The sequence below is a fragment of the Ruegeria sp. CL3 genome (assembly GCF_056536505.1).
Window position 1 is genome coordinate 268,268 of record NZ_JBQFPT010000003.1, and the last position, 13,251, is coordinate 281,518.

Annotated in this window: 11 protein-coding genes and 2 tRNA genes; 8 read left to right on the plus strand and 5 right to left on the minus strand. The window is 58.8% G+C overall.

Annotation, left to right across the window (positions count from 1 at the left end; translation table 11 throughout):
- Nucleotides 1–38: 38 nt before the first annotated feature.
- From glpX to ACR0NO_RS05770, 4 genes are all read left to right on the plus strand, one after another.
- Nucleotides 39–1,022, plus strand: a complete 984-nt coding sequence (gene glpX / locus ACR0NO_RS05755; protein ID WP_480671373.1) for a class II fructose-bisphosphatase — start codon at nt 39–41, stop codon at nt 1,020–1,022.
- 92 nt (nt 1,023–1,114) lie between these two features.
- Nucleotides 1,115–2,857 carry a single-stranded-DNA-specific exonuclease RecJ gene (recJ, locus tag ACR0NO_RS05760; RefSeq protein WP_480723268.1) on the plus strand — a complete coding sequence of 581 codons (1,743 nt, stop codon included), beginning with the start codon at nt 1,115–1,117 and terminating at the stop codon, nt 2,855–2,857.
- A gap of 108 nt (nt 2,858–2,965) precedes the next feature.
- Nucleotides 2,966–3,040: transfer RNA gene (locus ACR0NO_RS05765), tRNA-Glu, on the plus strand.
- 26 nt (nt 3,041–3,066) lie between these two features.
- Nucleotides 3,067–3,141: transfer RNA gene (locus ACR0NO_RS05770), tRNA-Glu, on the plus strand.
- Between the two features lie 270 nt (nt 3,142–3,411).
- Here ACR0NO_RS05770 and ACR0NO_RS05775 read toward each other — a convergent pair.
- Nucleotides 3,412–4,815 carry an MATE family efflux transporter gene (locus ACR0NO_RS05775; protein ID WP_480723269.1) on the minus strand — a complete coding sequence of 468 codons (1,404 nt, stop codon included), beginning with the start codon at nt 4,813–4,815 and terminating at the stop codon, nt 3,412–3,414.
- Between the two features lie 314 nt (nt 4,816–5,129).
- On the opposite strand from ACR0NO_RS05775, the gene ACR0NO_RS05780 reads away from it, so the two are divergent.
- From ACR0NO_RS05780 to ACR0NO_RS05795, 4 genes are all read left to right on the plus strand, one after another.
- Nucleotides 5,130–5,690: a TRAP transporter small permease subunit gene (locus tag ACR0NO_RS05780; protein ID WP_170718254.1), complete on the plus strand. Its 561-nt coding sequence runs from the start codon at nt 5,130–5,132 to the stop codon at nt 5,688–5,690.
- Nucleotides 5,687–7,015, plus strand: a complete 1,329-nt coding sequence (locus tag ACR0NO_RS05785; RefSeq protein ID WP_480723270.1) for a TRAP transporter large permease — start codon at nt 5,687–5,689, stop codon at nt 7,013–7,015. The genes ACR0NO_RS05780 and ACR0NO_RS05785 overlap by 4 nt, the downstream gene beginning before the upstream one ends.
- A 65-nt stretch (nt 7,016–7,080) precedes the next feature.
- Nucleotides 7,081–8,121: a TRAP transporter substrate-binding protein gene (locus ACR0NO_RS05790; RefSeq protein WP_170376212.1), complete on the plus strand. Its 1,041-nt coding sequence runs from the start codon at nt 7,081–7,083 to the stop codon at nt 8,119–8,121.
- A gap of 111 nt (nt 8,122–8,232) precedes the next feature.
- Complete coding sequence (locus ACR0NO_RS05795) at nt 8,233–8,658, plus strand: VOC family protein (protein ID WP_480723271.1); 426 nt, start codon at nt 8,233–8,235, stop codon at nt 8,656–8,658.
- A gap of 82 nt (nt 8,659–8,740) precedes the next feature.
- On the opposite strand, the gene xylA is transcribed toward ACR0NO_RS05795, so the two are convergent.
- The 4 genes from xylA to xylF all read right to left on the minus strand — a co-directional run bounded on the left by xylA (nt 8,741) and on the right by xylF (nt 13,239).
- The gene (xylA, locus tag ACR0NO_RS05800) at nt 8,741–10,048 is read right to left on the minus strand and encodes a xylose isomerase (protein WP_480723272.1); all 1,308 of its coding nucleotides are present in this window, start codon (nt 10,046–10,048) and stop codon (nt 8,741–8,743) included.
- A gap of 9 nt (nt 10,049–10,057) precedes the next feature.
- A complete protein-coding gene (locus ACR0NO_RS05805; protein WP_480723273.1) occupies nt 10,058–10,855 on the minus strand; it encodes an ATP-binding cassette domain-containing protein in 798 nt (265 codons plus the stop codon).
- Nucleotides 10,855–12,153: a sugar ABC transporter permease gene (locus tag ACR0NO_RS05810; RefSeq protein ID WP_170376204.1), complete on the minus strand. Its 1,299-nt coding sequence runs from the start codon at nt 12,151–12,153 to the stop codon at nt 10,855–10,857. The genes ACR0NO_RS05805 and ACR0NO_RS05810 overlap by 1 nt, the downstream gene beginning before the upstream one ends.
- 66 nt (nt 12,154–12,219) lie before the next feature.
- Nucleotides 12,220–13,239 carry a D-xylose ABC transporter substrate-binding protein gene (xylF, locus tag ACR0NO_RS05815; protein WP_480723274.1) on the minus strand — a complete coding sequence of 340 codons (1,020 nt, stop codon included), beginning with the start codon at nt 13,237–13,239 and terminating at the stop codon, nt 12,220–12,222.
- Nucleotides 13,240–13,251 lie beyond the last annotated feature (12 nt).

Genomic DNA, 13,251 nt, shown 5'->3' on the forward strand with positions numbered 1-13,251 from the left:
CAGACGAAACGCCATTGCCTGCCAAAGGAATACAACGCATGAACGCTGCCAAAATCGATTTTAACGACCGCCTGCTGTCCTTGGGCCTTGCGCGGGTTGCGGAACAGGCCGCGCTTGCCTCGGCCTCGCTGGTAGGGCGTGGTGACGAGAAAGCTGCCGACCAGGCCGCCGTGAACGCGATGCGCGAGCAGTTGAACCTGCTGGACATCGCGGGAGTCGTAGTCATCGGCGAAGGCGAGCGTGATGAGGCCCCGATGCTCTATATCGGCGAAGAGGTCGGCACCGGCGAAGGCCCCGGTGTGGATATCGCTCTGGACCCTCTGGAAGGCACTACGCTGACCGCGAAGGACATGCCAAACGCACTGACCGTGATTGCCATGGGCCCGCGCGGCTCGATGCTGCATGCGCCGGATGTGTATATGGACAAGCTGGCCGTTGGCCCCGGCTACCCCGAAGGCGTTGTCTCGCTCGACATGAGCCCGCGCGAACGTGTTGAGGCGCTGGCCAAGGCCAAAGGTTGCGAACCGGCCGATATTACCGTTTGCATTCTGGAACGTCCGCGCCATGAAGCGATGATTGCCGAGGTGCGAGAAACCGGTGCCTCGATCCGCCTGATCACCGATGGCGATGTGGCGGGTGTTATGCATTGCGCCGAAAGCGAAACCACCGGCATCGACATGTATATGGGCCAAGGTGGCGCGCCCGAGGGCGTTCTGGCCGCTGCTGCTCTGAAATGCATGGGTGGTCAAATTTTTGGCCGTCTGTTGTTCCGCAACAATGACGAGCGTGGCCGCGCCGCCAAGGCAGGCATCACCGATCTGGATCGGATTTATGCTCGTGACGAGATGGTGACCGCAGATGTGATCTTTGCCGCGACCGGCGTAACCGGTGGCTCTCTGCTGCCGCGCATCAAGCGCGAGCCGGGCTGGGTTGAAACCACCACCCTTTTGATGCGCTCGAAAACCGGATCGGTTCGCCGCATGTCCTACCGCACGCCAATGTGGTCGCACGACGAAGCCTAAGCGGCTTGCGCCGATACCTTCGGCGGGAGTATCTGTGAAAAGATGAAGAGGCCGGGTCCAAATGGGTCCGGCCTTGGCATATGAGAGGCGCGATGAGTTTTCTTGGGGTTGAGCAATCTTTGACAGGCCGGCGCTGGGTAGGGCCCGCGCCCGATGTTGAGCGCGCGACTGAAATGTTGGTGCAGCAGGCCGGTTTGCCTCGTGCAGTCTGTCAGGTGTTAGCGCGGCGGGGCGTCCCTCCGATGGAGGCTGCCGGTTTTCTGGAGCCAAAGCTGAAAGAGCTTTTGCCCGATCCGCGCAGCATGAAGGATATGGAGACCGCTGCGACCCGCTTTTTGGAAGCGGTCAGTGAAAAGCAGCGGATCGCGGTTTTTGCGGATTATGATGTGGATGGCGGTAGCTCGGCGGCGCTGCTGCTCGTTTGGCTACGTCAGATGGGTCTGCAAGCGACACTTTATGTGCCGGACCGTATTGACGAAGGCTATGGGCCGAACGTGCCTGCGATGCAGTCGTTGGCAGCCTCGCATGATCTGATCATCTGCGTAGATTGCGGCACGTTGAGCCATGACCCGATCGCTGGAGCAAAAGGGGCTGATGTGATCGTGCTGGATCACCATCTGGGCAGTGAGACTTTGCCGGATTGTGTGGCCGTGGTGAACCCGAACCGGCAGGATGAAAGCGGCGATCTGGGCTATCTCTGTGCGGCGGGCGTTGTTTTTCTGATGCTGGTCGAGGCTGGGCGGCAAATGCGGGAGGCCGGGGCTAAAGGGCCAGATCTGGTGCCTCTGCTGGATCTGGTCGCACTGGCGACTGTCGCCGATGTTGCCCCGTTGATCGAGGCGAACCGCGCTTTGGTCCGACAAGGTTTGAAGGTCATGGCAGGCCGTCAGCGCCCCGGTCTTGTCGCGCTATCGGATGTCGCTCGGATGGATGCGGCACCGAACAGCTATCACCTTGGGTTTCTGTTGGGACCGAGGGTGAACGCCGGGGGGCGTATCGGTCAGGCCGACCTTGGAGCGCGGTTGCTCAGTACTGACTCTTTGCACGAAGCGCAGGCCTTGTCTGAGCGGTTGGACACGCTGAACTCTGAACGGCGCGATATCGAAAATGCCGTACGCGCTGCTGCGCTTGAGCAGGCGGAGGAGCGCGGTTTGGACGCGCCCTTGGTCTGGGCAGCTGGCGAAGGGTGGCATCCGGGCGTCGTCGGTATCGTCGCCTCACGCCTAAAGGAAAACGCCAACCGCCCGGCGATTGTGATCGGCTTTGACGGAGATGAAGGCAAAGGATCGGGGCGGTCGATCTCGGGCGTTGATCTGGGGGCCTCGATCCAGCGGCTGGCGGCCGAGGGGTTGTTGGTCAAAGGCGGCGGTCACAAGATGGCCGCTGGGCTGACCGTGATGCGCGATCAGTTGGAACCGGCCATGAAGCGCCTGTCAGAACTGCTTGAAAAGCAAGGCGCAGGGCAAGGTGGTCCCGCGGACATGAAGCTCGACGGGGCGTTGATGCCCGGCGCCGCAACAGTGGATCTGATCGAACAGATTGAGAAAGCCGGGCCTTTTGGAGCCAGCGCCCCTGCCCCGCGATACGCCCTGCCCGACCTACAGGTGCGGTTTGCCAAACGGGTCGGTGAGTCGCATCTGAAACTCTCGCTTGCGGATGGCCTTGGCGGCGGGCTGGACGCCATCGCATTCGGAGCGTTTGACGGGCCGATGGGCGAAAAGCTCTCAAATCACGGCGGCGCGCGCTTTCATTTTGCCGGTCGACTTGAGGTGAACACATGGGGTGGTCGCCAAAACGTACAGCTTCGACTTGAGGACGCGGCCGAGGCAAAATGACTGGTTTCAAGGCAACGGTAGGACAGGTCAAAAAACTTTCGCATCCCTGCATTTTTCGGCTTGCGGGGGTCGGGGTGAAACCGTAAAAGGCCCTCCACAAGCTAGCGTGGCCCGTTCGTCTATCGGTTAGGACGCCAGGTTTTCAACCTGGAAAGAGGGGTTCGATTCCCCTACGGGCTGCCATTTTTGCTTGTGAGCCAAGGCTCAGTGGCCCGTTCGTCTATCGGTTAGGACGCCAGGTTTTCAACCTGGAAAGAGGGGTTCGATTCCCCTACGGGCTGCCACTTCACTAGCATTCAATATCTAGAAGAAAGCCATAAGTCTGGCATCAATCTTGAATGGTTTTCTGTTTGTTGCCTTTTGCCATGGCTTCTATTGATGCTTTTCCAGTTGTGGTTGCTAAAGTTCAATTCGTGCAAAACACTCTGGCAACCTTTCGTTCCAGAACCCCAAACCTCCGCCAGCGTGTTACGCCCTTCGACCGTTTCTACCACAAACTGATCGTTGAACCTATGGCACTCGCAGAGCCATGGTTCACCGGCACCTGCCTCGTGCTACCAGCCGCGACGGCCAAACAGAGAATGCAAGCGATTTTGACCGGCAAACGGATCGATCGCCTGCGAGCGCTCCAGACCTGAAACAACGCGGCCAACCAGTATCCAACTGATCGCGGCGAAGATGATGCCTCCGAAAGCCTGCCCCAACAGAACTCCGGACGCCCCGGCCAGTGCCGATCCGATTGAGGCAAAGACCCATGTGCCCACGGTGTGGCGGCCCCAGTTGATCCAAGTGGAATAGACCGGGTGACCCAGGTTATTGAAACTGGCATTGGCAACGAAAATGACCCCATTGAAGAATGACGCAAGCGCCAGAGGCCCGCAGAACAGGTAGATCAGCACGCGAGTCTCACCCTCGGCCGCGAACAGATCCGCGATTGGTGCGCGCAACAGGAAAAGGACCGCCGCCATCCCAAGAACGTAGATCGCAGTAAATTTGATGCCGGCCAGAAAGGCTTCGCGCACGCGGGTGAACTGCTCGGCCCCGAAGTTTTGCCCGATGATGGGACCGATTGCCCCAGACAGCGCAAAGATGACCGAGAACGCCACGGGCAAAAGCCGCCCGATCACAGCCATTCCGGCCACCGCATCCGTTCCGTACTCGGCGATTTCACGCACGACGATGGCATTGCCGATCGGCGTTGCCACATTGGTCAGCACAGCCGGGATCGCGATGGCCCGGACTGGTTTAAGATCGGATGCGACTTGCCGCAGCGATGGGCGGGAAAAGCCTCGGTGGACGCGCAGGGCGGGCCAAAGCGCAGCGGCGAGCATGCAGAACCGCGCCAGCACCGATGCAATCGCTGCACCGTCGAGCCCCAAACCAACCCCGAAGATCAGGATCGGGTCGAGAACCGCATTCACCACGCCGCCATAGATCGTGGCCATCATGGATCGCCGCGCATCCCCATGCGCCCGCAGAACCGCCATTGCAACCATTGCAATCGCCATCACCCACATGGTCGGCAGAATGATAGAGACATAGCGTGTGGCGAGCCTCAACACCTCGTCTTCAGCCCCCAATAACGACAACAACGCGCTGAGGTTCCAAAGCACCAGCACCGGCGTTATCAGCCCAACGCACAGACCCAGCGTGGCCACGCTGGAGGCATATTTTCGCGCTTCCTCCGGTCGCCCTGCCCCCAAGGCCCGTGCCGTCAACGCTCCGGCGGAGATCGACAGGCCGATATTGATTGCATTGGTGAAGAACAGCAGCGTTCCGGCATATCCCACGGCGGCGGCCAACGCGTCGTTCCCAAGCATCGAGATGAACACCATATCGACGAAATCGACTGCAAAGATCGCCATCAGACCGATGCTTGTCGTCAGAGACATGCGCGTGACATGTCGCATCAGGCTGCCACTCAGGAAAACGGCTTCGCCTTGGGATTGATTGGCCATGTCCTACCTGCTCTGCGACGGCGTTTGAGTTCTGTCACCTTCTCAGATGGCGGCGCAGCGTCAACTGTTTCGTTTCGCACAAAAGGCAGGCCATTTCCGGGCGATCACCACTGAGTCGGGTTTTGCGAGCCCTGAGCCGAAGCCGTGCTTGACAGAATCCAACCATCTCGTTCTGATACCAGCGTGAGCAAAAACACTGAATCAAACCAATGCATTGTCTGGATCACGCGCTGCTGTCAGCAACGCTCTCGGCATGGTTGCGTTCGGTCTGATGACCCCAAACGCCTGAAAGTCTGCCTCTCGTGACAGGACCCATGATGACTTATGTGCGGTTCATCGACCGCGCCAACCGGATGCTGGGTCGCGTGATCATGTATGGCATCTTCGTGATGATGGCGATCTTGCTGTATTCCTCGGTCTCCAAAACGTTCTTCGTGCCGTCCCTGTGGACGCTTGAAATGGCGCAATTCGCAATGGTGGCCTATTACATGCTGGGCGGGCCTTACGCGATGCAGATGGGCGCGAATGTTCGGATGGATCTGCTCTATGGTGAATGGACGGACCGCAAGAAAAGCCAGATCGACGCGCTGACCGTGTTGTTTCTGATTACATACCTCGCTTTTCTACTCTGGGGTGGCTGGGACAGCCTGATGTATTCCTTCCAGTACGGAGGAGAGCGCTCCTCCTCGGCCTGGCGGCCCTATATCTGGCCGATCAAGACCATCATGGTTATTGGCATCTTTCTGATGCTGCTTCAGGCGATATCGGAACTCTGCAAGGACATCCTGCGCCTCAAAGGCTTTGACATGGGCAAAAAGGATGATGAGCCCGTCCACATGGCCCCCGAAGACCTTGAAGGAGGGCATCGCGGGTGAGCTACGAACTGATTGCCGCGCTCATGTTCTCGACCATGATGCTGATGCTGCTGACCGGTCAGCGGGTTTTTGGCGCGATTGGGTTTGTCGCTGTGATTGCCGCCTTTTTCCTGTGGGGCGACCGCGGAGGATACGATCTCGGCTTTGCGGCGGCGATCAAAGTGATGCGCTGGTATCCCCTTCTGACCCTGCCGATGTTTATCTTCATGGGCTACATCCTGTCCGAGTCCCGGATTGCAGATGACCTCTATCGGATGTTCCACGTCTGGATGGGCGGCCTGTCTGGAGGACTGGCCATTGGCACCATTGGCCTGATGGTTCTGATCTCGGCCATGAACGGGCTGTCTGTGGCTGGTATGGCGATCGGAGCCACCATCGCCCTGCCCGAGCTTCTACGCCGCAACTATGACAAGCTGATGGTCACCGGCGTGATACAGGCCGGATCGTCTTTGGGCATTCTGGTGCCACCCTCGGTCGTGTTGGTCCTATATGCCATGATCGCGCGCCAACCGGTCGGGCAACTCTGGCTGGCCGGAGTGATCCCCGGTCTGATGATGGCCACGATGTTCATCATCTACATCGCCATCCGCTGCCGCATAAATCCGGCGCTTGGCCCGGTGATGAGCGCGGAGGAACGCGCAGAGGTCACATGGGGCGAAAAGATGCGCCTGCTAGGCGCTGGCCTGCTGCCGCTGGCCATCTTCGCCGTGATGATGGTGCCCTTTGTCAACGGCTGGACGTCCCTGGTGGAAAGCTCCGCCCTAGGTGCCATCGCGGCCTTTCTGGCGGCCGTTCTCAAACGTCGCATGACATGGCAGGTCTTTGAAACCTCGATCAAGCAGACGCTGGGCATCACCTGCATGTTCATGTGGATCATCCTCGCCGCTCTCGCCTTTGGGGCCGTCTTCGATGGTCTGGGCGCGGTCAAAGCAATCGAGAATCTGTTTACCGTTCAACTCGGCCTGAACCCGTGGATCATCCTGATCCTGATGCAGTTGAGCTTTCTGCTCATGGGAACATTCCTTGATGACACGGCCATGCTGGTCATCGTGGCCCCACTTTACGTACCGCTGGTCGGCGCGCTTGGATTTGACCTGATCTGGTATGGCGTGCTCTACACGATCACCTGCCAGATAGCTTATATGACACCGCCTTTCGGGTATAACCTGTTCCTGATGCGGGCGATGGCCCCGCCTGAGGTAACGATCAAAGACATTTACCGCTCAATCATCCCGTTTGTCTGCGTGATGGCTGTGGCACTGGGATTGGTGATGGCCTTCCCCGAAATTGCATTGTGGCTTCCGGGCATCGTCTACGGAAACTGAGCATACAAGAGAAGAAGCCGGAAAAACCGGTTCGATTTCAACAAAAAGCACAGGAGAGGAAGACTATGACAACAACAAGACGCAGATTTTTGCGCACTGCTGCTTTGGCCGCGCCTGCGACACTGGCAGCGCCCGCAATCGTCAAAGCGCAGGCCCCGATCAAATGGCGCTTTCAGACCTACGCAGGGGGGGCGTTGGGTGAGCATGTGACCAAACCAGCCATCGATTACATCAACGCCAACGCCAATGGCGAGCTTGAGATCGAGCTGTTCTATGCCGACCAGATCGTCCCCACCGGAGAGCTGTTCCAGGCGCTTCAGCGCGGCACCATCGACGGTGTGCATTCGGACGATGACTCGATGGCCTCGCCCACGCCGCTGCGCGTGTTCGGAGGGTATTTCCCTTTTGCGACCAAGCACATCCTCGACGTTCCTGTCCTGTTTAACCAGTACGGTCTGGCTGATATCTGGCGGGACGAGTACGCCAAGGTCGGCGTGCAATGGCTGTCCGCCGCGGGTCAGGACCCGTGCAACTTTAACACCAAAAAGGAAATCACCTCGGTCGCCGATCTGGATGGGTTGAAGCTCTATACCTTCCCGACCGCTGGTCGCTTCCTTGCCAAGTTCGGCGTGGTTCCGGTGAACATCCCCTATGAGGACGCCGAAGTGGCCGTTCAGACGGGTGAACTGGATGGCATGGCGTGGTCCGGTATCACCGAAGACTACACGGTCGGCTGGGCTGATGTGACCGACTACTTCCTGACCAACAATATCTCGGGCGCGTGGATCGGATCGTGGTTCGCCAACCAAGAGCGTTGGAACGAACTGCCGGATCACCTGAAATCCGTCGTGATGGCCGGGATCGAAGCCGGACACACCTATCGGAACCAGTGGTACTGGGGTGGCGAAGCGGCGTTGCGGGCCAATGGTGACAAGCTGGAGTTGCGCTCGGTTCCACCCGGCGAATGGGCCGAGGTGGAGAACGCGGCCAAGGAGTTCTGGGACGAGATTGCTCAGGAAGGCGAAGTCCACCAGAAGATCATCGGCATATTCCAAGAGTATAACAGCGTCATCAATCAGGCTGGCGTGCCCTACAACTTCGAATAAAAAAACGGGCGGCCCCGCGCAAAGGGGTCGCCTCGCCAATTTGCCATCCACAGAAACCAACCGACATGCTAAAGGTCCCAAGACACCTACTGTTCACGGCAAAGGCAGAGCATGAAACTGGATTTCCACCACATCAACTTCGTCGCCGATGATGTTGATCGAATGCACGATTTCTACACCAACGTGCTGGGAATGGACGACATCCCGCAAGACAACTTCCCACGGACCGAGGCCGACAAGGACAGCGGTTATGACGGCAAGATCCGTTTTGCGACCGAGGGCCACATGCAAATGCATCTGGCCGAACGTGCCTTTGACGTCGCCTTCAAAAACGGCCAAGTGATCAACCCGGTGGAACGCGGCCATATTGCCTTTCGTACCGATGACCTGTCCACGTTCCTGAAGCTGCTGGACGAGCGCGGCATCCCCTATTCCGACTACGGCACCACCTTCGCAAAAGAATGGCATCAGGTGTTCTTTCAAGACCCTGAGGGCAACGTGATCGAGGTTCATCAACAGGTCGCTCAGAGTGACTAACCAAAAAAGGCCCGCGCACTCAGGTCGTGCAGCGGGCTTTTGAAAGAGTTGTTGGGCGGGACGCCCGCCCAAGCGTGGCGGTTCAGACGAACCTGTTGACGTAGTTCTCGAGAATTTCCTGCCGACCAGAGCGAGGCTGCGGGTTGATATTCTCGGCCAAGACGCGGGCCGTGATCTCATCCAGACCAGAGGACAGCATGGATTGTGCAGTGTCCGACGACCAGCCCGCGTATCTGTCCTCCAGCGCGGCCTCTAGCCCGCCATCTTCGATCATGGAAGCGGCCGCTTTCAAACCGCGCGCGCAGATATCCATACCGCCCACATGCGCGGCGATCAGATCCTCGGCGTCGATCGACTGACGGCGGATCTTCGCGTCGAAATTGGTCCCGCCAGAGGTGAAGCCTCCGGCCTTTAGGATGTGATAGTAAGCCAACGCGACCTCGGGCGTGTTGTTGGGAAACTGGTCTGTATCCCAACCCGACTGATAGTCGTTGCGGTTCATGTCGATGGAGCCCAGCATGCCTTCGGCCGTCGCAGTTGCGATTTCATGCTCAAAGCTGTGACCGGCCAGAATGGCGTGCCCCTGTTCGAGGTTCAGCTTAACCTCATCCTCAAGGCCGTACTTGCGAAGGAAGCCGATGCAAGTGGCGGCGTCGTAGTCATACTGATGCTTGGACGGCTCCTGCGGCTTGGGTTCGACCAGAATGGCACCCTTGAAGCCGATCTTGTGCTTGTACTCGACCACCATGTTCAGGAACCGGCCCATGTGATCCAGCTCGGCCCCCATATCGGTGTTGAGCAGCGTCTCATAGCCTTCACGCCCGCCCCATAGGACGTAGTTCTCGCCCCCCAGTTTGTGGGTCGCGTCGATGCAGGATTTCACCGTGGCGGCAGCAAAGGCAAACACGTCCGGATCAGGGTTCGTGCTGGCACCGCCCATCCAGCGGCGATGGCTGAACATATTGGCCGTTCCCCAAAGCAGCTTGGTTCCCGAGACCTGCATCTTCTCACCGATATAGTCAGTGATCTCTTCCAGAGTTCTCAGGTTATCAGCGTAGTTGCCCTGTTCAGGTCGGATGTCCGCATCGTGCCAGCAGAAATAGGGCTGCCCGAGAATGTCGAACATCTCGAACGCGATGTCGGCTTTCATTTTGGCCCGGCCCATATCATCCTGCGGATGCCAGGGACGCTCAAGCGTCGGGCCGCCAAATGGATCGCCGCCTTCCCAGGCAAACGAGTGCCACCACGCGACGGCGAAACGCAGGTGATCCTCCATGCGTTTACCCATGATGACTTCATCCGGATCGTAGTGACGGAAGGCGAGCGGGTTCTTGCTGTCTTCGCCCTCGTACCGGATCTTTTCGATCTCTTGAAAAAAACCACTCGCCATTGTCTTCCCTCACTCAGTCTTTTCGCCGGGCTTTTTGCCCAGAATGATCATCGACAGCAGGTCATCATCGGTGACATCGGGGATGTCGACGGTTCCGACCAATTGACCGTTCTTCATGACCGAAGCCCGATCACACAGTTCCATCACAGCATGCACATCATGGTCGATCAGGAAAATCCCGATCCCCTGCGCCTTGAGCTTCTGGATCAGTTCCGCGACCATCTGGGTCTCATGCGGGCCCAATGCGGCTGTGGGTTCATCCATGATCAGGATGCGGGCGTTGAAATACACCGCCCGGGCGATCGCAACCGACTGACGCTGACCGCCTGACAAGGCCGAAACCGGGTCATTGAACTTCTGGAAGTTGGGGTTCAGCTGACCCATGATCTTGCGGCACTCGGCCTCCATCGCGGCGTCGTTGACCAAGCCCATCGGTGTCACCATCTCGCGCCCGAGAAACAGGTTCGAGCTGGCGTCTAGGTTATCGGCCAAAGCGAGCGTCTGATAGATCGTCTCGATATTGTTGGCCCGCGCGTCCCGAGGGTTGTTGATCTCGACCTTTTCACCGTCGATCCGGATCTCGCCGTTGTCCATCTGGTAGGCGCCGGACAGGACCTTGATCAGCGTGGACTTCCCTGCCCCGTTATGGCCCAGCAAGCCCACAACTTCGCCGGGGTAGAGGTCGACCGACACGTGATCCACCGCCTTGATGCCCCCGAAGGAAATCGAGATATCGTTCATTTCGACCAGAGGTGGCTTGCCAGAGCCGCGACCCGAATTTGTGTTCTGCGTTTCTTCAGCTTGCATCATTTCGCTCCCAAACGTTTGCGATAGACGATGTCGATATAGACAGCCAGGACGAGCACAGCACCGACGACGATGTTCTGGAACGGAGCATCCACGCCGACCATAGCCATCCCCGATTGCAGCGCCTGCATGATCAAGGCACCCAGTATTGCGCCATAGATCGTCCCCAGACCACCGGACAGGGCTGTCCCACCAATTACGGCTGCAGCAATAACACGAAGCTCATCCAGCGTACCAATGTCGTTCGAGTGGTTGGCCAGACGGGCCGAAGCCACAACAGCGGACAGCGCACACAGGAAACCCATCAAGGCAAAGATCTTGACGGTCATCATGCGGGTGTTGATACCCGAAAGCTCTGCCGCGTCGGGGTTGCCGCCAGTTGCAAAGATATAGCGTCCGAACCGGGTCTTGCGGGCCACGACGGTCAGTGTGACAGCTACCAGGATCAGGATCAGAACCGAGATCGGGATGCCGTAGCCGACGACCAGACCCTCGGGCATGATCTCACCGCGCGCTTCGAACATGCGCTCGAGCCGACGTGTCGGGATGGCGTAGCTGTTGACGATGAAGACATAGCCCATGATCGCGATGCCGATGATCCCGGCCAGCGTTGTTTCAGCCCAGACGGGTTTGACGGGGAAACCATGTGCGGCCTTGGACCGGCGCGCACTCCAGAGCGCCCAGATCGCGGCGGCTGTGGCGGCAAGGCCGAACAGAAGACTGGCCGTGGTGCCGAGCGTTCCGTTTGTGCCACCGAACATCAGGAATGTGCTGTCCAGCGGGCCGATGGTCTGGCCATCGGTCATGTACCAGGCGACGTTGCGCCAGACCAGAAACCCTCCGAGGGTCACGATGAAGGCAGGAATTGTCAGGTACCCGATCATCCAGCCTTGGAAGGCCCCGATCAGGGTTCCAACCGCAAGCCCAACGACCAGAGTGATCGCCCATGTGGCCGGGTTATTCAGGCCCATGCCCAGCATGTTCGGCAAAAGCTCGGTCTGGGTCATGGCCATCACGGCGGATGTCGTCGCCAGCAAAGCGCCGACGGAAAGGTCGATGTGGCGCATCACGATGATGAACACCATGCCACAGGCCATGATCGCAACCGACACGGTCTGAATGGACAGGTTGAACAGGTTGCGAGGGGTCAGGAAACGCCCATCCGTGACGATATTGAACCCGATGCAAAGGATGATAAACGCGCCGATCATACCCAATAGCCGCATATCCAGCTCAAGCTGCTGGAACAAGTTTTGCTTGCTTTTCTGGGGTACCGGCTGAGACGAAGTTTCGGTCATATCCGATCTTTCATGTTCAGCGATTGGGATCCCGGCCCGCCTACGCAGGCCGGGAATTATGGTAGTTTAGTTACAGGGGGCTGGGCCGTTTTCCACGCCCTGGCACAGGTCTTCCAGCGGAATCCAGCCTGCGTCCACAACAACCGAGAGGTTGTCTTTTGTGATCGGAACCGGTGCCAGGAAGACCGAAGTCATCTCGGTTCCACCGGGCGATGTCCAACTGACCGCGCCATCAACATCCGCAGCGGCGGTGCCTCCGCTCAGCGCGACTGCGATCTCGCCTGCGGCTTTGCCCAGCTCACGCGCGTCTTTCCAGACAGACACGGTTTGGGTGCCCAGCGCGACGCGGTTCAGCGCGGCATGGTCACCGTCCTGACCCGAGACCGGGATACCTTCCATGCCCTGCGCCGTCAGCGCAGCAACCACACCACCGGCCGTACCGTCATTCGAGGCAACCACAGCGTCCACGTTGTTTTCGTTCGCCGTCAGGATTTGCTCCATGTTACGCTGTGCGTTCGCGGGCAGCCAGCCATCGGTATAGGCTTCGCCGACGATAACAACGTCACCGCTGTCGACAGCGGCCTGAATGATCTCTTGCTGACCGCCACGCAGGAAGTCCGCGTTCGGGTCGGTTGGAGAACCCTTGATCATGACGTAGTTGCCCTTAGGCATCGCGTCGAACACCGCGCGGGCCTGCATGCGACCAACTTCGACATTGTCGAAGGTCAGGTAGAATGCGCGGTCATCTTCGATCAGGCGGTCATATGCGATAACCGGGATACCCTCGTCTGCGGCGGCCTGAACAGCCGGGCCAATCGCCTGTGAGTCCTGCGCGAGGATGATCAGAGCGTCCACGCCCTGCGCGATCAGGCTTTCAATGTCCGACAGCTGCTTTGCAGAAGACGACTGCGCGTCGGCAGAGATATACTCGGCCCCACCCGCCTCAAGCGCGGATTTGATCGCGGCTTCGTCAGTCTTCCAACGCTCTTCCTGAAAGTTCGACCAGCTGACGCCAACGACGGTTTCAGCAAAGGCAGCCGTACCCATAAGGGCCGCTGCGACTGAAATGCTTAGGAATTTCTTCATGCTTTCCTCCCG